The organism is uncultured Desulfobulbus sp., assembly GCF_963662935.2.
Classification (GTDB): Bacteria; Desulfobacterota; Desulfobulbia; order Desulfobulbales; family Desulfobulbaceae; genus Desulfobulbus.
Map to the genome: position 1 here is coordinate 508,360 of NZ_CAXXTL010000003.1, position 21,326 is coordinate 529,685.

The window sequence follows — 21,326 nt, forward strand, 5'->3', positions numbered from 1 at the left end:
CAAGGTACCGTTCAATTACCACTTAATTATTCGCGATAACGCCCTGTATTTAATTTCTGCAAAATTAATTGACACCAAAAGAATATAAAAAATAGTTATCAGATATGATATCGTTTCAATTTTATTATTAATTAAAAAATCTGCATGAAAAATAACATAGATAGCCAAGCAACTTAATGGAAAACAACTCAAAACGAGGAATACATTTAATATCGATAAAACTGTTTTTGATGGTAAAGTTAAAAAATTATCCTTCAGAGAATTTAATTTATTCTCAATTTCTTCAATTACTAATGGTGAAGTGCCTTGCTCTGAGAGTAATTTTTTTATAGCATCTGTTGTCTCGTCAAATTGAGTTTCAGATATCTTATTTTTATTTTTTTTAAAATCATCTAGTGAATAAATTTTTTTCATCAATAATACTTATAATTATTTTGACAAAATCTCGCTTTCTTTGATGTCAACTTCCCTTCCTGAATATTTATTATAAAGTAATTTAATCAATTCGTTTTTCTTTTCTCCAGGCATGTCAAATGTGCCATCTTTTTTAAGAAATTCCTCAACGGTTTTAACTATTCTTTCAAGAAGCACTAAATCGATACTACCCCTCGCCGCGTTGTCAATCTTGTCAGTTCCCCTACGAAGCAACTCCACGGGCACTCCTAAATAGTCCGCCATTTTTTCAACAAAACTTTCTCTGATCGGCTTATTTCCATTAAATACTTGCCCCACGTAAGCGGGTGAAAACCCGGTTTTTTTACCAATTTTAGCGAACAACCCATGTTTTCCCCACTCTCCATTCGTTCTAAGCTTCTCTATTATTTTTTTAACTATAATTTCCTGATTTTCTTTTTTTTTCAAAAATTCAGCTAACGTAAGCATTTTCCTTGTTATCAAGATTAGTTTAGAGTAGTTTACAAACGGTATTAGTTTGGATTCGTTTAATTTTGGTTTAAATCATGGTGGTAAAAATTACAATCCCAAAAGGAGCGGAAATGGAAACAATACAGCCAGGAACAATTATGGAGTGCCAGAATCAAAGCAGCGAGCCGAAAATAAAAAATTATTTAACGATAAAAGATTTTTCCAAGAAATATAGCGCGTTCACCGAAAATTCACTTCGGTGGTTGATTTTTAATCGCGCAACTAACGGGTTTAACTCGTGTTTCAGAAAAGTTGGAAAGCGGGTGCTAATCGATGAGGTCGCTTTTTTCATGCAAGTCGATTCCGCCCGAATGGAGGCGTGATGCACCAATGATTGATATAGGCATAATTAATCACGAGCCGCAAATCCGCACTCATAAATATCTGCCGGAGGTTCTGCCCCGCGAATGGGAATTTATGCGCGAGTTCGCTTGTAACGATCACGTCATTAGTTCCAACGAATATCACCGGATGGCATTTACTGCAACAGACTGTCAGTCCGAAGTTGCCAACAAGGACGAATCTTCGGCCGATTCGGCGAACGGATTTGAAGACGCAAAAGCTACAATTATGGCAGCGGTTGACAAGGTCACTGGTGATAGTCCTGATGTTGGTGCAGTGTTTGAGTCCACCGTCCTAGGCGCTCTGCGATTGATGCGACAATCAAACCCAGCAGAGTTCCAGCGAATGCGGCTCAAGATCAAGAAGTCATCAACTGATATACGAATTTCAGATTTAGATGCAGCGATTCGTGATGGCGAGGACAATGAAGCCGAAAAGGAATCCGCTGATTTATTGATGGAAATGGCTAAGACTCGCTGCACCTTGTTTCATTGCCTGGACAATGACCCTTACGCTGTATTTGTGAGGTCGGGACATCGGGAATGTTGGCGAATCACTAGCGAGGGCTTTCGGGAGTGGCTGACGTTTCAGTGCTACATTGAGCGTAGGCGGGTTCCAGGAGAAAAATCCCTCAAAGCCGCAATCTCAACTTTAGGCGGGATTGCTAAATTCGAGGGGGAGGCACGGTCTGTTCCGTTGCGAGTCGCTAACCATGATGGTGCAGTCTGGCTCGATTTGTGTGATGATTTGTGGCGAGCAGTAGAAGTCAAGTCTACTGGTTGGCGGATCGATCCGGCCCCGCCAGTAATGTTTATCCGAACGGCATCCATGCGCGCCTTGCCAGAACCTGTATCAGGCGGTGATTTATCCCGACTATGGAGGGTTGTTAATATTCCACCCGAAGAGCGGCTTATTGTTTTAGCGTGGATGCTGGAATGCCTGCGAACCGAAACCCCCTATGCGGTTCTTGAGCTGACTGGCGAGGAGGGGAGCGCCAAAAGTTCAACCCAGCAATACCTCAGAGAATTCATCGATCCCAATCGGGTTAATCTTCGGGCAGCCCCAAAAACCATCGAAGATGTTTTCATTTCTGCCAAGAACGCGCACGTCATTTCCTACAATAATTTGTCGTGTATAAAGTCGGAATATCAAGACGCGCTCTGTGTGTTGGCAACTGGCGGAGGTTTCTCAAGCCGGACGCTATACACTAATGGCGAAGAAACGGTCATGGATGTTAAGCGGCCCGTCATGCTCAATGGGATTGCAACCATTGTCACGGCCCAAGATTTACTTGGCCGGACGGTTCACATAGACTTGCCATCCATCGAAGCACGGTTGTCCGAAGTGGAAATCAAACAATCATTCGAGCAGTTCAAAGGTGAGATTCTAGGAGGTCTGTTGGATTTGTTTGTCAACGTGCTTATGGAACTCCCGAAAATCGAAATACCGGAAAACAAACGACCACGGATGGCGGATTTTGCTCATCTAGGGGAAGCCGTTTATCGAGTAAACGGGCGAAAACCTGGAGAGTTCCTAGCCGATTACGAAGAAAAAAGGCGAGATGGAGTTCACAGAACGCTTGATGCCTCGCCGGTTGCGGTGGCATGCCTGGCGTATCTAGACAGAAACCTTGCAGGTTACGAGGGAACAGTAAAAGGGTTGTTCGAGGCGGTCACCCCTCATCGTCCAGAAGGTGAAGCCTGGCCCCGGTCACCAAAAGGTTTTGCCGATGGATTGAGGCGGGTTGCTCCGGCCCTTCGTCTCATAGGGATTAACGCCCGAATTTCGGACCGTCCGGGTAAGCACGGTTATACCTGCTTGTTGAAAACCATGGGGTCACATACGCCCGAATAAAAATAGGGCGAGTCACCCGAGTGCGTGAAGATAACACATGAGAAAGGCGGCATTTTTTTTAATGAAGCATGTTTTTCTCAATTTCAACGGAATATAACGAGATAAGCAAAAAAACAAAAAAGGAGAATTTTTAATGAAATTTCCGTTTTTTAGCAAAAGAACAAAGTCACCAGCCCCTATATCTCAGGCACGGGCAACAGCATCAATCCCGGAAAGGTTTACCATCAATCCAGAAACCGGCATCTTAGAAATCGGAATTGAAGATTTAAGCCTAACCTGGCGAACGCCGGAAAATTTCAGCCAAATATGTGGAGAGCCGGAAACAAAATCATAAGATGTGGGTCGGCTTTCAGTCTCCCATAATGTGGCTGTTGGCCACAAGGGGGAACAGGGCGGTTGCCCTGTTGAGACGGGTGCTGGTTTTGTTACGCGTCGCGTCCAAACCGCCCCCCGCTATGTTAGGCTGCGCCAACATAGCGGGGGGCGGCGTAGCGTCTAGCGTTCCGCTATATCCGCGTTACAAAGTCCGAGTTATCAAAACTATCTACGTTTTTCTCAATCGAGTTACTGTTTCAACGATATAATTGAGGTCACACCGTGGTGCAAAATAATACCGCTTTTGATGCGGCAAAAGAGGTCGAAGCAATTAAAGCCCGGCTGCGAAAAGCCAAGCGGGGAAATTATGTCCAGGGAAGAAGTAAGTTGGACAAATACACCGGCGAGCTGGTAGCGATGCGTCAGGCTGGAGCAAGTCTTGCCGTCTTGGCTGAATGGCTATCTGTTCGCCATAGCGTCAAAATTACCCGTATGTCAATCTGTCGTTTTTTGCGAACGAAGAGGTGAGCAAATGGGCAAGAGTCCGAAATCACAAGCAAGAGGGGCAGTCTCCCAAAAACTGGCACTAAATACGCCCCGGCATGGCAACAACAGCGACGGCAAAATACATAGCCTTGGTACGGCTCGGTCATACACGCAAGCCCTCACGGGCTATGCCAAATTTATACGGGAGAGCAACGGCGGTTCTCTCTTCCGTGCCGGTACAAAACCGGAAATGGCAATGAGTTATCTGCAACATCGGGCTGAGTTATGGTCAAGTCTGGTGTTTAGGAAACAATCTCAAACGATGGCCCTGTTGAGCTCGCTATCAGTTAATGAGGTGACAGATTCTCCATCTTTGAATTGAACACCTCGTATTACCTCAGCCAGTAGCTTGAAGCCTCTCAACTTACGCCACCTTTTTTGAGCACTTTGGCCGAGCTTGTACACCATGGCCAAGATCGTATGCCTGGCAATACATCCCCTTGTTTTTGCCGTCCTCAGGCGCACGGTGGCAAAGGTTGATTCAATGGGGTTGGATGTCCGTATATGTTGCCAATGAATGGCAGGAAAATTATAAAAAGCCAACATCTGCTCTTTATCCTTTTCCAGGCATTCCATGGCTTTTGGGTATTTTGCCGAGTAGGTCGAAAGAGCAACGTCAAAGGCATTGAAGGCATCCTGTTTCGTTGGGGCCATCCAGATCTCATGCAACGCCTGCTTCACCTTGGGCTGCACCAACTTCGGAACTTTGTTGAGCACATTGGCCGTCTTATGAACCCAACAGCGTTGCTGGACTGTTTTGGGAAATACCTTACTTAACGCTTTCCAAAACCCCAGAGCACCGTCGCCGACCGCCAGCTTGGGAGCATGTCCGAGTCCTTGCGCTTTGAGGCGTAACAGCAGCTCCGACCAGCTCTGTTCGGATTCCCGATAGCCGTCTTCAATGGCGACAAATTCCTTCCGTCCGTGTTCGGTGACACCGATAATGACGAGAATGCATTGCTTGGCGTCATCACTGCGGATGTTGAAGTACACGCCATCTGCCCAGATATACACGTACCGTTTGTTTTCCATCCTCCGCCGGTTCCACGCGTCGTGCTCTTCCTCCCATATTTGCTTGCAGCGACTGATCGTGGAGGCTGACAGCCCTTTTGCATCCCGGCCTAGAAGAGCCTGTAATGCTTCTTGAAAATCGCCTGTGGAGATGCCTTTGAGATAAAGCCAAGGTAACACCTCCTCAATGCTCCTGGTTTTCCGGACATAGGGCGGCAACAGCGTCGAATTGAATTTGATGCCTTGTCCACGTTTATCGCGAATCTTTGGAACCCGGACGGCAACAGGGCCGATACCAGTTTGGAGCTCCCGTTCCGGCAAATATCCATTGCGAACAATTTGCTGGTGGCCGTTCTCATCTTTGAGGCCGATAAATTGGCGGAGATATCCATAGAGTTCAGCTTCAACAGCGTTGGCGATCAGTTGCCTGGCTCCGGTGCGGAGCAACTCGGTTAATGGATCCTCGGAAATATCCCCTGGCTTTTTAAAGGCAATAATTTTACTCTTACTCATGACGTATCCTTTTTTGTTGGAATTAAGTTTTGGCGAACTCATTTCAACAGGATACGTCATTTGTTTTTTATGGCTCTCTCAAACACCACTTTCGATCATAGCTCCATCGGGCTGGCGAGGTGAGCCAAAAGACGCTTGACCTGGATCGGCAGGCAATCCAGATGCACTTAGGACAAAAATTGGAAATGGTCAAAAGCCTCCAGGAAACTCGCCTTACCTGCCGGACCTACACTTCCGACCAGGTGCTTCTGGTGGCCGCAGCGCAAACCGAACGTAACGGACTTGCAACGGAGATTGCGTACAGCGCCGGATTACGAGCGCATGAGTTGCTGACCCTGCAACGGGTCGAGGAACGCGGCCCCTCGATTCACCGTGGATGGAATGCCGACAGATTCAGTGGCCGTGATGGCGTGCGGTACACCGTCCAGGGCAAAGGTGGACTGGTGCGTGAAGTAATGATCCCACGAAACCTGGCGGATCGACTTGAAGCTAGACGTCTATCTGAACCCATAAGAGTAACAGATCGGGGTATTCATTATCAGCAGCGATATAATGTCAGCGGGGGAAACCGGTGGAGCGCGAGTTTCACAGAGGCCTCTAAACGAACACTTGGCTGGTCCAGGGGGGCACATGGACTTCGGCACAGTTATGCCCAAGAACGCATGGCGGAGCTTCAGAGGAGCGGCAAGATGTACGAGGATGCAAAAGAAACTGTAGCCCAGGAAGTAGGCCACTTCAATAAAGAAACTACAGAGGCTTATTTGAGATGAATAAATATATATGGATGTCGTTTGTGGCAGCATTGGCAGGTGCGACTATTGTTGTCGCTTGGGGGTATATCAATCTCGCCGAGTACAGCTGGAAATCAGGATGGGTTTTCTTGTTTGGCCACCAACAAGGCTGGTTTTTGATGTTGGCAGGGGTACCGTTGTTCGCAGTACTAAATTCAGCTGTTGATTCTTTTGTAAATGCTAGACAAGAAATGGAAGAGGGGAAAAAAGCCGATTATCTAAACTTGGCGTTGCACGCAGCGATCCTGAAAAATCAAGAGGAAAGGCTTGCACCGCTATTCAAAGAAAAAAAGGCCTTTAAGGCGCGGGAAATAGTACTCCAAGTACGCGAGGCAGAGGTTGCCGATAAGCAATCTGTGATAAAAAAAGCGGCAAACCTTGAAAAAAAATTTGAGGAATCCAAACTAAACAACAAGCTATTAAAACAAGAGAATAATGCCTTAAAAGTGAAGAGGTGCCGATTATTGAGACAGGTGTATAAGCAATGAACCAACCTATTTTGCAAGGAGAAGTTCAATGTCAAACCCACCTCATCGTCCACGTCACAGCGCAGAATTTAAGGCCACAGTAGCCCTGGCCGCACTGTCGGAGTCCAAGACTCTGGCTGAACTGGCTACTGAGTACCGGGTTCACCCGACCCAGATCACCCGCTGGAAGCAGGATCTGACCAAGAACGCTTCTGAGCTTTTTGGCAAGGGCAAGAAGAAAGAAGTCAACCATGAGGCCGAAGTGGCCGAGCTCCACCGTCAGATCGGCAAGCTCAAGGTTGAGAACGATTTTTTAGCCAATCTGCCCGGTCTGAACTTGGCCGGGCGCAGAAACAACAGGTGATCGCTATGGGACATCCTGAAGTTTCTGTTCAGCGTTGCTGCCAGCTTTTCGGACTGCCTCGTTCCAACTATTACCGCGGCCTTGGCTTCGGTCTACGTGTTGGTGATTTGGAACTGATGGCCCGGATAGACAAACTCTATATTGAGCACCCCTGGATGGGGAGCCGTTCCTTTGCTGATCACCTCACAACTCCCGAACTCGTGGTGGGAAGAGGTCGTGTCCGTCGCTTAATGCGGGTCATGGGCATCGAGTCTTTAGCTCCCAAGCCGGGCACCAGCAGGCGACAGCCGAAGCATCCGGTCTATCCCTATCTGCTCCGGGGAGTGACCATTGACAGGCCCGATCAGGTGTGGGCGACTGACATCACCTACATCCCTATGGCTCGGGGTTTCATGTACCTGATCGCGATCATGGATTGGGCCACCAGAAAGGTTCTCGCCTGGCGACTATCCAACACTCTGGACACCAGATTTTGCGTTGAGGCTTTGAAAGAGGCTCTCTTTAAATATGGCGCTCCTGAGATATTCAATACTGATCAGGGGTGCCAATTCACCAGCGAAGCGTTCACCTCAGTCCTCAAGGCCTGGAACGTCAAAATCAGCATGGACGGCAAAGGACGATTCAAGGACAATATCTTTATCGAGCGACTTTGGCGCACCCTGAAATACGAAAGGATCTACCTGAAGTCATACGAAACGGGAACTGAGCTTGTCAAGGATCTGACTTCCTGGTTCGGCTGGTATAATGAGAAAAGAAAACATTCGTCACTTGACAAGCAGACTCCAAATGAGGCTTATTCAAAACGAATCGAACAATTGAGCAAGGCAGCCTGAGGCCTGTAACTGTATAATAAAAGCAACATTGCTTATTTCACACCTCAGGATGTCTCACAAACCCCGACCACCTCAAAGATGAAACCGCTCATCTGAAAAAAGAGTTGAAAAAATATACAGGAGATTTAGTATGATACTCATAAATGAGTTCGCAATAACTCGCCCGCAAGGGAAAATTGCACGGCAATGTAGAGCCAGTCCTTTGGGAAAACTACCGCATCGTGACTCTTATTGAGCGCACGTAATCTAAAGGGACCCGATCAGCTTATTTTTTATAGATCACGCACTCTCGGTGCTATGCGCATACTTGTACCCCGGTAAAGCGATACCCCGTAAACTGCCCCTGTGAAAGGAGAAGTGGTTTCCCTCTTCGGCCTAATCTCCCGACCTATCAATCCTCGACACTCCTGCCAAGTTTTTGTTTAACTGCCCTACGCTATGCTCCGCATACGCTATCTGGGGTGCCCCCAGCCCCCTTTTTTTCCGCCCTGTGTTCATCATGCCTATCCGTTTTTGGCATAAGGCAGAGGTAAATGTAAACTTGGTGAACTTGGTGAACTTGTTTCAAGACTTTTCCTCCTCGGAGATACATACCCTGTTGACCTATGATCAATAATAACCTAAGATGATCACATGGGTGAACGGAGATGGAATTCCACATACAAATGGGACGCGGTGCTTTCTAACGATGAGGCAATCGGACTTATCCGTCATATCCTTGACCATGGAAGAACCATTTTCAGCGACCATGCTTTCGAAAGAATGGAAGAGCGAAAATTTACCATCCAGGATGTCGAAGCAATACTTGAAAACGGTCGGGTCATCGAACATGAATTTGATAAAACCCGTAAAAATTGGAAATATAAAGTAAGTGGAAAAACCATAGACCATGAGCAAGTGTTCCGCCTCAGTTGGAAATGGACATTCAAGCTGTTTGCATTAAGGGGTTATGGGGAGCCGTATTATCTCCCCTTGGGGTGATTGGCCCGTAGGCACGAAGTCGTTTTTTCTTTCTCAGTTCCCGGGCTTTTTCCAGTTTTTTGTCTCGCTCTTTGAATATTTCCTGTTCTCTGCCGTTCAATTTGTCCATCGGCGCGATATATCCGATGGCGCTGTGCAACCTGACGTTGTTGTAGTGATGGATAAACCCTTCAACCATTCTTCGGGCATCGTCAAGGGAAAGCGGGACACCGGGACGAATACATTCCCCCTTGATGGTTGCGTGGAACCGTTCCAATTTGCCGTTGGACTGCGGATAATATGGCGATGTCCGCACATGCGTCATTCCCGAGATACGGATGAATTCTTTGAAATCCTTGGCAATAAATTGTGGCCCGTTATCTGAAATGATCCTTGGCCGGGCTTCGGGAAAGTGCTCCTTGGCGCGTTGCAGGATGATCTCCACATCCATTTCCGTCATCTGTTCCCTGATCTCCCAGTGGACAATGAAACGACTGCATCCATCGAGAATGCTGCACAAATAATAAAATGTGCCGCAGATGTTGATATAAGAAATGTCCACATGCCAATGGTCATGGGGCCTGAGCGGTTGCACAAAGCCGGTGCCCTTGAGGCTTTTCTTCCGGTTCCATTTCTGCAGCAACCCTGCCTGGCCTAGAACTCGCCAGGTGCTGCTGGGGCTGACGGCAACGATGTCCTGATCCAGTAGCATAAACGTCAACCGCCGATACCCCTCAAGGGGATTGTTGACAGCAAAATTGACGATCGCTGCCCGTTCCCAAGGTTCAAGCCAGAAATCCCGGGGGATCAGCCCATTATGTTCGTTGGCCTTGCCGTACCGCTTGATCCATGCATAAAACTTGCTCCTGGAAACGGCCAGCCAAGCGATGATCTCTTGCAGGGCCACTTCAGCTTTCTTGCTCCAATGCTTGCTGAAATCAACAACGGTATCACGTGTATCATGAGGAACCCAGCTACCATTCAGAGCTCCCCAAGTTCTTTTTTTAACTGGATATGCTCCTCCAGCAACTCGGAAAGAACTTCATGTTTCCGACGCAATTTATCTTCAAGCTGATGGATTCGTTGTTCTTGTACCTTCTTGGAGTCTTTGTTTTCTAGGGCAAAAGCAGCAGCTCCCTTTTCGAAAAACTGCTTTTGCCAACCGTAGAATGTATTCGGCTGCAGTTGGTATTCATCGCAGAGATCCGATACCGTTTCCCGGCCAACCAGGTGGCGCTTGAGGATGATTACCTTCTCTTCAGGGCTGTAGTTGTGACGTTTCTTTCGCATGGACTTTCCTCCGTTCATAATGGTTTATCATGAACAGCTCAAAAGTCCTATTCCCGTTGAACCAAGACACAAGGAGTTGTCATTTCTGCTGTTCTGAGCGACAGAGAGCAAATGATTATAACGGTCTGTTGAGGGGATTATGAAAAATTGTTACCAATGCGATTCGTCACAAATTGAAGTCAGTATGGGCGTTCCGTATCATTATACACAGTGTGGACTCGATGGTGTTTACCTCGTCGGGATCAAACAATACAAATGCAAAGAGTGTGGGGAGGCATATACTGAGTTCCCCCAAATCAAACAGCTCCACCGGGCTATTGGTGAAGATCTTTGCCGAAAGGAAGAAGAGCTGTCGGGAAAAGAGGTTATATTTTTCCGGAAAGAGATGAGGAAAAACGGTAAAGAATTTGCCATGATGCTTGGGATTGCAGCTGAGCATCTTTCGAGGATAGAGAACGGAAAAAAGCCTATCTCAAAAACGATTGATAGGTTGATCCGTTCTCTTTACATCATTTATGTGCGTGAAGGTGTTGAAGAATGCCGGGGGACGTTTGAACGCGTTGATACCGGAAAGCGTACCCCCTCGATTATCCCTTATCGGATTGAATTAACCCCATCAGATTGGCTAATGCGTAACCGGACAGGATGCGTCCCAGCTTAAGAAATTTCAGTGCATTTTCAGTGCACTTGGTGCAAAGAATAGCCTGCAATGAACAACAGTCATCAACAACACGACGCTGGCTAATAATTTGATTTTATTGTAGTTATCAGTGAAAGCGTATTGACTTTAAATGGTATAAGTCGGACTCTGACTCCGCTTATCAAGGTTCGAATCCTTGTCCCCCAGCCAATTAAAACAAGTAGTTGCAGCATATAAGTAAAAAACAAATTTGACATTTTTTGACATATCGAAAGGCAAGCCCTTAAAATAAAAAAGGCGACCAGAAATGGTCGCCTTTTTTATTTTCAAGTTCAGGGTCATTAATTATCGCCGGATTCTAGGCGAATTGTTGGATTGCTTGCTGGATTGAAGCCGAAATGGTGGTCGAGATGTTCTTCCACAGAGCCATAAGTGCGCCCAGAAAGAGGCAAAATGGCTAAAGAACGCGATCGAGCGCATGGCCACAACGTGTAACGGCACAAAACCGATAGGATTAACTGTCAGAAAAGCATGATTTTCGTAAAAAAATGTGCCGGTGAGTGCTACCGGGGCTTACTGAACTAAATTTCAAGATTTCCAAAATTTTTAGGGCAATGACTCCTGCTTATCAAGCAGCTTGCTCATGCCTTGTCGCAACTCCTCCAGTTTCTCGACTAGCGGCAATTCCCGCTGGTTCTTAATGCCATCATAAATTTGCTGCGCTTTTGCTGCCCAATCGGCCAATCCGCATTGCAGCAACGTTCCCTTAAGAGTATGGGCGGCCCTGGTGAGCATCGGGTAATCCTTGTTGCTCCGTGCCTCGACCATTGAATCGAGCTGTGTGATAATGCTTACTTTGGCGGTCTGGAGGATTTTATCGACCATTGCGGGAGTGAGCAAAGTCGTGGCCTCCAGGTAGACCCTCACTTCCTCGAGGGTGGGTTGCGGCGGCAGTGTCTGCGTTGGGAGGGCATCAGAGTTATCCAATGGCTCAGTTTGTTTCTTATTAGGAATAGGATAATCGGCAAGCACGCTCATGAGCACATCGACCAGTTCACTGGGCAAGAACGGTTTCGTGACGTAAGCATCCATACCTGCGGCCAGACACATATCACGGTCTCTCTCCATGGCATGGGCCGTCATCGCTACTATTGGCAGATGTTTGCCGCTCAGTTTTCGGGTAAGCATGGTGTTGGTATTGCCCGGCAAGTCAACTATGATTGATTTTCCTGCTTCAGCCTCTCTAATTATTTTAGCGGCGGTGAGACCATCCATCAGAGGCATCTGCACATCCATAAGTACTACATCAAAATTTCTTACGGCAAGGGCGGTTAGGGCCTCTAAACCGTTACAGGCAGTGGTCACCGCATGATCCTCTGCCAGTGTCATACTAGCGACGTCGCGGTTGACCTCATTATCGTCGACCACCAAAATGCACAGACCCTTAATCGCGGGTCGTTGTTGGGCTTTCAATGTGGACTCATTAGGCAGCACCTCTGCTGCGCAGGGCTGCATGGGAATTGTAAAATGAAAGGCGCTGCCATGCTGCATCTGACTTTCGACCCATATTTTGCCGCCCATTAGGCTGACCAACTGCCTGCAGATGGAGAGCCCTAGGCCGGTACCTCCGTATTGTCGAGTATAAGAGCTGTCGGCCTGCTCGAAACTCTCGAAGATCAAAGAGAGTTTTTCGGGAGGGATACCGATGCCGGTGTCGGCAACGACGAAATGTACGCCAATCGGTTTACCATCTGTGAATGCTTCGTTTTGATCTACACTGATGGTCACACTACCTGCAGCGGTGAATTTAATAGCATTACCAACCAGATTAAGCAGGATTTGTCTAAGCCGGAGATCATCGCCAATAAAGGTCCGCGGAAACTGATCGTCGAACTTGATGCTTAGTTGCAGTCCTTTTTCCACCGCCGGTAAGTTCATAGTCGACACGATGCCTTCGAGCAGTCGGATCAGATCAAAAGGCGCCTCGTTCAGGTGCAACTGCCCCGCCTCCATCTTGGAATAATCGAGAATGTCATCAAGCAGGCTGAGCAGACTTTCGGCGGAATGCATCACTGTTTTCATCAGGTTTAGCCGTTTGTCATCCGACCTGGCACGCATCGCAAGCTCTGTCATGCCGAGGATGGCATTCATTGGCGTCCTGATTTCATGGGACATGTTAGCTAGAAAAAGGCTCTTGGATTGATCTGATCTCTCCGCCTGCTCCCTGGCTGTTTGAATTTCAAACATGGATTTTTGGAGTTGATCGGACATATCATTGAGTGCCTGTGCAAGTTGTCCCAATTCGTCGCTGCTTGCCTCCTCAAGGTGCGATTCGAACTGACCAGAGGTAATTCTTTTGATGGCCTGGATAATGACGGTGATCTTGCCGGTCAAAGTTGCAGCCATCCAGATGGCAATGACAATGACCAAGATGATCATGATTCCGGTGGAAATGGAAAGGTTGGCAATGGTCGTCCTTAATCGCATTTCAATGGTTGCCAGCGTGTCGTGGCGTTTCGATTCAAGTTCGGTTTCATATTCCTGGGTGATGGTTTTTATCTGAGCAGCCGTTGTATTGGCTGAACTATGGAATTCGTCAACATTGGCACCAATAGTTACAAATCCAAAACCTCTGGGGCTGTTTTTGTAGATACCGGAGTGGTAAGGGATGGAGGCAGCTGTCGTTAGTTTCCACAGGTTGCTCCAACTGATGAGAAAAGAACCGGAACCTCCGTACTGGGTGAGATTGTACCAGCCGGCGCACTGCGGCGCGAAATTGAGGTAGCGGCAGTCCAGACCCACCATGCCCGCCTTGGTCAGGGAAGCTTCCGGCTTTTTCTCCAGTTTCTGGTCATTGAAACGAGGTGCCGCCCGCTCGAATTCAGTAAATGAACCGTTTGAGGACTGCCACAGCCCAAAAAGTTCAGCACTAAGCCAGGGAACTGCCTGTTCACCAGTTTGCGGATCAAAACCGACGATGAAATAGTCCCTGGGATGGGAAATGTTACGGCCCTGGTCATCCCACATGAAGGCATAGTTGCCTACGCCGGCATCGGAAATATCAGAATAATGTTCGGCGGTGGGAACAACATGATCAGTAAATTCCATGATATGGCTATGGTCAAGCGCCAGGGTGACATACCCAATTTTTTTCTTATCTTTAAAGACCGGAGCGGCCCAGCGGATGATGCCCTGAAAACGTTTACCCACGGGGTTTTCTTTGCCTGCATATCCTGCGTTTTCAGGAGCAAAAGGAATCCCCATTTTTTCTGCTTGGCCGGGCGTGAAGTTGCCGATGATCGGAGATGGTATATATTCGCCGATCACCCTGGAGACATAGATTTCACCTGGTTGCAACTTGGCTAGTTCGGCAAAGTAGTTTTCCGCCTTGCACCAGGTATTATCTTTTTGGGAAATGTTGCGCAGGCCGCGTTTGAGCAGGTCGGTTGCCGAAATTTTCAACTGCTCCTGACCGTCGAGACCGACAAAGGTCATCTCGTGGTAGAGAGGCTGCACCTTGGTCGGGCCGATCCGATGGGGTGGATTGTAGTGGAAATCTTTATTGTTGTCGGCTGATCCTGGGGTAACTTCTTGATACTGCTCTTGTTTCTGATTTTTTGGCGTCCATCTAGAACCATCTGCACTGAGCACCCAATCCTGATGGTACACCACCTCTTTCTCATGGAGAGAAAGGAATTTTCTATAAGAGCTTTCACTGACAGGTAGATCTGCAGCTTGACGAATATCATTGTCTCTGGCGTAGAGAAAATCGGCGACTGCGTCGGCAATATCCGTGGTAAGCTGTTCAATGTTCTCCCTTGATTTGAGATCGAGCGCGGCAATTGAGCTTTCGACAGCCAAGGTTCCTGTTTCGCTGACCAAGTTTTTAGTGTCAGCCACTATTTCGTTTGATTTGTCCTTGAAGGTATTGCCCAGGTCGTCGATTTGTCTAGCCGCGAAGATTGCCAGTGCAATCAATGGCAGCACCTTAATTACGACAAAGATCGCGATCAACTTCTCCCTAATTCCGCAAAAAAATGGTCGGTTGGATTCAGGAGCGACCAAAGATGGTATCTTTTTACTGTCTTGCATTTTTTTACTTTCTGCCATGATTGTTGAGCCTAACCTGTCGTGTCGAAGTCTCCAAGGTCGCTCTGTGCTTTTCGGCTTCGTCCACAACGCAGGAGAAACGATGCCTCTTTTGCGACCCCCTGAAAACTGACGATTGGTAATCGTTAACTTTAGAGGAAATTTATCACTTGCCCCTGGATCGTCGAATTTAATTCTTACGGCTTTAGGATGATGTAAACCAGGAGGAATCGGCCAGGTGCTGACACACCGTATCAAACTGTTTCTGTACCGAACAAAAAGCCTGGACAATACGTGGATCAAAAATACGACCGCTCTCTTCACCGATGATTGTTATGGCCCGTTCATGGGAAAAGGGTTCCTTATAGGGCCTGCGGGCCCGAAGGGCATCGTATACGTCCACCAGCGCCATGACTCGGGCGCTCAGGGGAATAGCTTCACCGGCAAGTCGATCGGGATAGCCGTTGCCGTCCCATTTCTCATGATGATATCTGGCAATATCGATTCCCATTTCAATGAAGGCGTTGTGTGGATACTGCCTGTGCACCGACTCCAATGTCGTGGCACCTATGGTAGTGTGGGTTTTCATGACCACGAATTCCTCGTCGCTCAGTTTGCCAGGCTTGAGCAAAATCGAATCGGCAATCCCTACTTTGCCCACATCATGCAAAGGGCTGGCGTGGTAGATAGCGTCGATGAATTGCGAAGTGATTTCTGCGCTGAACGGAGCGCTTCCAGAGAGTTCCGTGGCGAGTATCCTGCATAAATGCTGAACCCGCTCCAGATGCAGGCCCGTATCATCATCCCGGGTGTGACTGAGCTTGGCCAGGGCGAATATCATCGCCTGTTGGGACTGGGCGATCTCCTCGACCTGCTTGGCTACCATTTCCTGCAGTCTGCCGTTGAACTGTTTGAGCGAATTCTGGGCCTGACGTAGTTTGAGATGAGTGTTGACGCGGGCAAACACCTCCTCGATCTGAAACGGTTTGGTGATGTAATCCACCGCACCCAGCTCAAACCCCTTGGCCTTGTCTCCGATCTCAGAGAGTGCTGTCAGAAAGATAACCGGAATCTCACGGGTGATTGCATTGGCCTTCAACCGGCGCAGCACCTCAAATCCATCCATCCCCGGCATCATGACATCGAGCAGGATCAGGTCGGGCGGTGTTTCTGTCGCCAGTTGCAGGGCGGTTGTGCCGCTCATAGCGACGGAGAGATCGTATTGATCACCCAAGGCGTCGACCAGTAAATCCAAATTATACTTGGTGTCGTCCACCGCCAGGATGGCGCACGTCGGCAGGATGTTCATTGGCCCTCTTGCATGGTGATCACCGCAGTACGCACAGATTCCGCCACATCCTGCGCCCGGGCAAACGCATAATGATTGATGAGTCCGTCTATTTTGCCTATGGCAGCCAGCACAAACTCAGGCAGTTCCATCTGGCGCAATCGTTCAAGAGAGGCTGTGCAGAGTTTGGGTTTGCAGAAGCGGAGAGCGGAAAGCAGCAACTCGACTTCCTTCAGAATAACGTCGAAATCCGAAGTCTTAGAGGCGGCTACCGGCTCGGTACTGGTGTTTGCAGTAGTGACGCCTTCGGGTGCGGTGGTACCATGGGCCTGATGGCTCAAGATGCCTCTTCCACTTTTCTGCCACAGCCATCGGCCTAAAGTCGCGAACAGTTGCTCCAGATCGATGGGTTTGGCCACATGGGCATCCATGCCGACGGCCAACATCCCTGCCTGCTCTTCCTTGGTGGCGTAGGCAGTCATGGCGATGATCGGCAGTTTTTCACAGCCAGGCATTTGCCGGATGCGCCGGGTCGCCTCGATGCCGTCCATAACCGGCATCTGGATGTCCATGAGGATGGCGTCCACCTGTTCCTCCACCACCATTCGCACTGCTTCCTCTCCGTTGCCAGCAAGTAGCACCTCCAGACCTGCATTTTCAAGAACACCGACGGCGACCAACCGGTTGAATTCATTATCCTCCACCAGCAGCACTCGACCGCCGGCAAACTGCCACTCCGCAACAGGGGTCACGGCCTGCCTCACATGCTGTTGCGGTTGCTCAAGCGGCTCGCATGCCATGCCCCGCAGCAATGCAGAGAGGGTTTGAAGACTGACGGGCTTGTGCAAGATGGCAGCCACATCGTCGTACACATTCGCCTTCAAGGCGTTGCTGTACTGCAATGGTATCAGCAGCACTACGGCGGGCTTGGTACGATATGGCTGATCTTCCGTAAGGAAGCTGAGCACATCAGTATCTTGCGTGGCCGTCGTGTCCCCGGCAAGGAAGAGCAGATCAAAGGGTACCTGACAAGAAGCAGCCTCTTCCAGCAGGGCACGACCTTCTGCTCTGGTGGCCGCTTCATCGGCCGTCACGCCGAGGGATTGCAGATAGTCGCGTAGGGCTTTGCGGGACGGGGCGTGCCCGTCGACAATCAGGGCCCGTCGGCACGGGGCGTCCACTGCAAACACTACTTCTTTCTGAGATGCGTCCACCTCGAACAGGGCCTCAAAGGAAAAAAAACTCCCCCGGCCCAGTGAGCTTTCCACGCTTATATCTCCACCCATCTGCTGCACCAGCCGCTGGGAGATGGACAGCCCAAGGCCGGTCCCACCAAATTGGCGGGTGGTGGAGAGATCGGCCTGGGTAAACGGCGTGAACAAGTTTTCGAGATGCTCCGGTGCTAGGCCGATGCCGGTATCGACTATGTCGAACCGGAGCCGTGCCCGCTGCTCCACGACGGGCTCCACGAGCCGAACCTGCACCCGAATTTCGCCCTGATCGGTAAATTTGGTTGCATTCCCAGCTAGATTAATCAGCACTTGCCCCAGCCGCAACGGATCGCCCACCAGCAAGGCCGGCACATCCGGCTCGACGCCCACAGTGAGGTCGATAGGTTTGTCCCGGATTCGGTCGACAATGACCGTGATCAGATTGTCAAGGACCTCATGCAGGGAAAACGGCATCTTCTCCATGTGTAGATATCCGGCCTCGATCTTGGAAAAATCGAGAATCTCGTTAAGAATGCGAAGCAGGTTTTTGGCCGAGATTTCCGCCTTGCTGAGGAAACCGCGCTGCTGGCAGGTCATTTCGGTTCGCAGCGCTAGATGGAGCATGCCAAGGACCGCATTCATGGGCGTTCGGATTTCATGGCTCATGTTGGCGAGAAAGATGCTTTTGGCCTGGTTGGCGGTTTCGGCCTCTTTGGCCAGCAGTTCCGCCCGATCTATGGCTGATTCGAGCTGCTCGTTCGCTGCCAGCAGAGAATCCTCCGCCTTCTTGCGTTCTCGGATATCAACGAAGCATTCCAGCAGCTTGAGCTGCCCCTTGATGCTGACTGTGCGCACCGTCTTGAGCACCGGGATGCGGACTCCGCTAGCGCCGATCATGATCCGGTCCGAGTTGTCCACGGTCTGGCCTAGATCGGAGATGGGGCAGAAATGCCTGTCGGCGGGGCAGAGGAAATGGTGGCAGATGTTGCCGACGATGGCTTCCGGGTCGGCGCCGAACAAAGTCGCGGCAAAGGGATTGATCTGCTCGATGATCCGGGTCTTAGCGTCGATGATCACTAGGCCGACCGGCAGGCTCTCCATAAGGGTTCGCTGCATGCCTTCGTTGTCCCGCAGTTGTTCTTCCATGCGCCGACGCTCGGTGATGTCTTCCTTGATGGCGATGAAATGGGTGATAGCCCCCTCTGTATTGCGGATGGGCGAAATGGACACCGCTTCCCAATAGAAGGAGCCGTCCTTGTGCCTGTTTTGCAGTTCGCCTCGCCACTCGCTCCCTGCGTTGATAGTGGTCCACAAGTCGACGTAGACCTCATCCGGCATCAGGCCAGATTTGAAAATCCTTGGATTCTGCCCCACCGCTTCCTCGATCAGATATCCGGATTGTTGCACAAATTTAGCATTGACATATTCGATGGTCCCCTCGGCGTCGGTGATAACCACGCTGGCAGGGCTTTGTTCCACGGCCATCGACAGCTTGCGCCCGGTCTCTTCACTCCGGTGCAGGGCAGCCTCAGTCTTCTTGCGTTCTGTGATGTCATGGAAAGCGGTCACCGAACTGACGACACGGCCGTCGAGCATGATCGGGCGGCTGGCCACCTCGACGGTGAGCATCTTGCCGTCCTTGGCCTCAAAAAACTCTTCGCCGTCGTATAGTTTACCCTTATGAATGTGACGATAGAAGGGGCATTCCGTCTTGGGTGTTTTACCCCGTTCGCTGTCCCGGTGAAAAAGTTCGTGCGCCTCCTGGCCCAGCATTTCTTCCGGCGTATAGCCGAGCAGGCTGCAGGACGCCGAGTTGACCGTGGTGATGATGCCCTCGATATTCTGGACATAGACCCCCTCGGCCAGGGCATTGAGGGTTGTCTCCAGATCCTGCTTGGAAGCAGCCAGGGCACGGGTGCGCACCCTCAGCCGTCCAACCAGGACGAAGATCAGAACCAGCGCGGCAAAGGTAGAGGCGACCAGGAAAAAGAATTCCTGCTGGAACTTGTCGACCAGCGGATCCCTATAATAGGTGATGAGATATCCTGATAGCCGCTGGCCGACATCGTGCATAGGCAGCAGTGAGACGGTGTAGGATGAATCCGGCAGCGTTACCGAGACAGTCAACGTCTGGCCGTCACGCATGGCACGTTGGACCTCCGGCCGGCCGTGCAGCTGTCGGTTGAGCTCCCTCGCCTCGTTGGATAGGGGCGCCGGGCTGTTGGGCAGAACGGCATTGGCATCCTCGATGAGGTAGTTGGGATGAATGACGGCCTGACTGTATAGCCATTTCTGTTCGGAAAAGAGGTGCGCCTCGGCCAATTCTTTACTGAGCACATACGCATATTCCCTTTTGGGGTCGAGGTCTTTGAGGGCGTCGAGGATGGATTTGACCGTCACTCCTACTTCAACGCTGCCCAAATGACGCCCGTTACGGTTTAAAGGAAAAATATAGCGGAAGCCGGAACCGGTCTTACCGTTTTCCAGCCCCTGGACGACGCGCTGCTCGGCGTTGCAGATTCGCACACCCGGACGGACGTCGAAGAGTTGATCACCGTATCGTTCTGGTTGATGAAAGCGGAGAAAGCTGGTGCCATCGGCCAGGTGAAACTGCAGCTGCAGCAGATTTTGCCGCCGCATGCTGTCGTAGAAGCCGTAGAGCAGCCGGTAAAGCCGCCCCCGTGCCAGGTCGCGGCTCTCATCCTGGGCATCAATCCCCTGCTCCAGAATTTCGAGGGCTTGGGGCGTGTTCAGGGCATTGGCATACAACCCTTCCATGGCCAGGCGGTACATCTGCACACTGGCACGGTAGGCGGTATCAAGAATAGCCTGATGTTCTGAAAAGTGGCTTTTTTCTTTGAGCTGCCAGTTGGTGTAGAGAAAAAGGGTAATGCTGAGGGTGCAGCAGAATACCAGGGCCGGAAACCCGAAACGGTCTTCGATTTTCTTCCAACGCTGGCGGCTCATTGATTCTTGTTGGCGACGGGGATTTCGCTAGTGCCCTTGAACTTGCGGACCACATCATAATCCTTGTCCGAGGCGGCAACTGCTCCGTATCGGATATTCTCCCCCCACGAGGCCAGCATCTCTTGATCGGCAGCGGGGTCCAGTTTGGTCAGGGCGTTCTGCAGGGCCTGTATGGTGGATGCGGACATGGTCGCCCGGTTCGCCACTAAGCCAAAGGAGGGCATGGGTGCTGTCTCGGCCACAATTTTGAGTCCCAGGTGCCCGTACTTTTTACCGATCGCGGTTTTCAGGCCGCCGGCATCGAATTCACCGCGCACCACGGCCAAGGCCACGGCATCGTGTTTGTCAAGGTAAGTGTAGCGGTTGTCTTCCAGGCGGCTGCCCTGTTCCTGCAACAAGCCGTTGACCGAAAGATATCCACAGGTGGAGAGAGGTTGGGTCAGGCCAATTCTGCTATTCTTCAATCCCTGCAGCTTCAGCGGCGAGTCGGCCAGGGTAACGAGGGCGCAGGTGTACATCGGCTTACCCGAAGCCTCGTTGAAATGAACCAGCGGTTCAGCCTTGTCGTCCTTGGCCCGCAGTTCGACATAGGGCAGCGGCCCCAGGTAGGCGAGGTCGATTTTGTCTTGGGCAAAGGACTTGATGATGTCGGCGTAGTTGTCGGTAAAGACGAACTCGATGTTCACATTAAGCGCCTTTTTCAAGTAGAGGACCATGGGTCGATTCTGCTTGACCACCGTTTCCCGATTTTCCATGGGTAGAGGGGCAAAACGAATAGTTTCGGTCTGCGCAGTGGCCGCAACGGAGGCGGTGGTCGTCAGCAGGACAAAAAGATAGGTGATTAGTCGGGGAAAAACAGCATGCAGGGGCAACGTTAAGCGCATCAGTGTCTCCAATGCATTGGTAAAAAGTTTAGCCATG

Annotated in this window: 18 protein-coding genes; 9 read left to right on the plus strand and 9 right to left on the minus strand. The window is 50.0% G+C overall.

The annotated features are described in order from the left end of the window. Window positions 1–15: 15 nt before the first annotated feature. Both ACHZCX_RS21025 and ACHZCX_RS21030 read right to left on the minus strand, forming a co-directional pair. On the minus strand, window positions 16–414 hold the full coding sequence (locus ACHZCX_RS21025) for a hypothetical protein (protein WP_319589165.1): 399 nt from the start codon (window positions 412–414) through the stop codon (window positions 16–18). 15 nt (window positions 415–429) lie between these two features. Then, entirely contained in the window at window positions 430–861 is a 432-nt protein-coding gene (locus ACHZCX_RS21030; protein WP_394708856.1) for a helix-turn-helix domain-containing protein, read from the minus strand. 134 nt (window positions 862–995) lie between these two features. Here ACHZCX_RS21030 and ACHZCX_RS21035 point away from each other — a divergent pair, with 134 nt between their 5' ends. The 4 genes from ACHZCX_RS21035 (at window position 996) to ACHZCX_RS21050 (ending at window position 3,963) form a co-directional block, all read left to right on the plus strand. Next, window positions 996–1,247 carry a hypothetical protein gene (locus ACHZCX_RS21035; RefSeq protein ID WP_319589167.1) on the plus strand — a complete coding sequence of 84 codons (252 nt, stop codon included), beginning with the start codon at window positions 996–998 and terminating at the stop codon, window positions 1,245–1,247. 7 nt (window positions 1,248–1,254) lie between these two features. Further along, entirely contained in the window at window positions 1,255–3,120 is a 1,866-nt protein-coding gene (locus ACHZCX_RS21040; protein ID WP_319589168.1) for a hypothetical protein, read from the plus strand. Window positions 3,121–3,253: 133 nt separating this feature from the next. After that, complete coding sequence (locus ACHZCX_RS21045; protein ID WP_319589169.1) at window positions 3,254–3,454, plus strand: hypothetical protein; 201 nt, start codon at window positions 3,254–3,256, stop codon at window positions 3,452–3,454. Between the two features lie 263 nt (window positions 3,455–3,717). Then, window positions 3,718–3,963: a hypothetical protein gene (locus ACHZCX_RS21050; protein ID WP_319589170.1), complete on the plus strand. Its 246-nt coding sequence runs from the start codon at window positions 3,718–3,720 to the stop codon at window positions 3,961–3,963. A 273-nt stretch (window positions 3,964–4,236) separates the two neighbouring features. On the opposite strand, the gene ACHZCX_RS21055 is transcribed toward ACHZCX_RS21050, so the two are convergent. Further along, the gene (locus ACHZCX_RS21055; protein WP_319585365.1) at window positions 4,237–5,505 is read right to left on the minus strand and encodes an IS256 family transposase; all 1,269 of its coding nucleotides are present in this window, start codon (window positions 5,503–5,505) and stop codon (window positions 4,237–4,239) included. Window positions 5,506–5,666: 161 nt separating this feature from the next. Here ACHZCX_RS21055 and ACHZCX_RS21060 point away from each other — a divergent pair, with 161 nt between their 5' ends. The 4 genes from ACHZCX_RS21060 (at window position 5,667) to ACHZCX_RS21075 (ending at window position 8,941) form a co-directional block, all read left to right on the plus strand. After that, entirely contained in the window at window positions 5,667–6,275 is a 609-nt protein-coding gene (locus ACHZCX_RS21060; protein WP_319589171.1) for a hypothetical protein, read from the plus strand. Continuing rightward, window positions 6,272–6,784 (plus strand): hypothetical protein, encoded by a 513-nt coding sequence (locus tag ACHZCX_RS21065; protein WP_319589172.1) that lies wholly within the window; start codon window positions 6,272–6,274, stop codon window positions 6,782–6,784. The genes ACHZCX_RS21060 and ACHZCX_RS21065 overlap by 4 nt, the downstream gene beginning before the upstream one ends. A 28-nt stretch (window positions 6,785–6,812) precedes the next feature. Continuing rightward, a protein-coding gene (locus ACHZCX_RS21070; protein WP_319585211.1) for an IS3 family transposase occupies window positions 6,813–7,960 on the plus strand; the annotation gives its coding sequence in 2 pieces (ribosomal slippage) (window positions 6,813–7,071 and window positions 7,071–7,960; 1,149 coding nt in all). Between the two features lie 633 nt (window positions 7,961–8,593). Further along, window positions 8,594–8,941 carry a DUF4258 domain-containing protein gene (locus ACHZCX_RS21075; protein WP_319589173.1) on the plus strand — a complete coding sequence of 116 codons (348 nt, stop codon included), beginning with the start codon at window positions 8,594–8,596 and terminating at the stop codon, window positions 8,939–8,941. On the opposite strand, the gene ACHZCX_RS21080 is transcribed toward ACHZCX_RS21075, so the two are convergent. Together ACHZCX_RS21080 and ACHZCX_RS21085 are read right to left on the minus strand one after the other, a co-directional pair. Then, window positions 8,886–9,827, minus strand: a complete 942-nt coding sequence (locus tag ACHZCX_RS21080) for an IS3 family transposase (RefSeq protein ID WP_319585350.1) — start codon at window positions 9,825–9,827, stop codon at window positions 8,886–8,888. The genes ACHZCX_RS21075 and ACHZCX_RS21080 overlap by 56 nt on opposite strands. A gap of 74 nt (window positions 9,828–9,901) precedes the next feature. After that, complete coding sequence (locus ACHZCX_RS21085) at window positions 9,902–10,228, minus strand: transposase (protein WP_319585208.1); 327 nt, start codon at window positions 10,226–10,228, stop codon at window positions 9,902–9,904. A gap of 121 nt (window positions 10,229–10,349) precedes the next feature. Here ACHZCX_RS21085 and ACHZCX_RS21090 point away from each other — a divergent pair, with 121 nt between their 5' ends. After that, window positions 10,350–10,871, plus strand: coding sequence for a hypothetical protein (locus tag ACHZCX_RS21090; protein WP_319589174.1), 522 nt, complete (start codon window positions 10,350–10,352; stop codon window positions 10,869–10,871). A 585-nt stretch (window positions 10,872–11,456) separates the two neighbouring features. Here ACHZCX_RS21090 and ACHZCX_RS21095 read toward each other — a convergent pair. The 4 genes from ACHZCX_RS21095 to ACHZCX_RS21110 are packed head-to-tail and all read right to left on the minus strand — an operon-like array spanning window position 11,457 to window position 21,325. After that, window positions 11,457–15,242 carry an ATP-binding protein gene (locus ACHZCX_RS21095; RefSeq protein WP_319589175.1) on the minus strand — a complete coding sequence of 1,262 codons (3,786 nt, stop codon included), beginning with the start codon at window positions 15,240–15,242 and terminating at the stop codon, window positions 11,457–11,459. After that, a complete protein-coding gene (locus ACHZCX_RS21100) occupies window positions 15,145–16,248 on the minus strand; it encodes a two-component system response regulator (RefSeq protein WP_319589176.1) in 1,104 nt (367 codons plus the stop codon). Before ACHZCX_RS21100 ends, ACHZCX_RS21095 begins: the two co-directional genes overlap by 98 nt. Further along, a complete protein-coding gene (locus ACHZCX_RS21105; protein WP_319589177.1) occupies window positions 16,245–20,405 on the minus strand; it encodes a PAS domain S-box protein in 4,161 nt (1,386 codons plus the stop codon). The genes ACHZCX_RS21100 and ACHZCX_RS21105 overlap by 4 nt, the downstream gene beginning before the upstream one ends. Beyond that, window positions 20,402–21,325, minus strand: a complete 924-nt coding sequence (locus ACHZCX_RS21110; protein WP_319589178.1) for a PhnD/SsuA/transferrin family substrate-binding protein — start codon at window positions 21,323–21,325, stop codon at window positions 20,402–20,404. The genes ACHZCX_RS21105 and ACHZCX_RS21110 overlap by 4 nt, the downstream gene beginning before the upstream one ends. Window position 21,326: the final 1 nt, after the last annotated feature.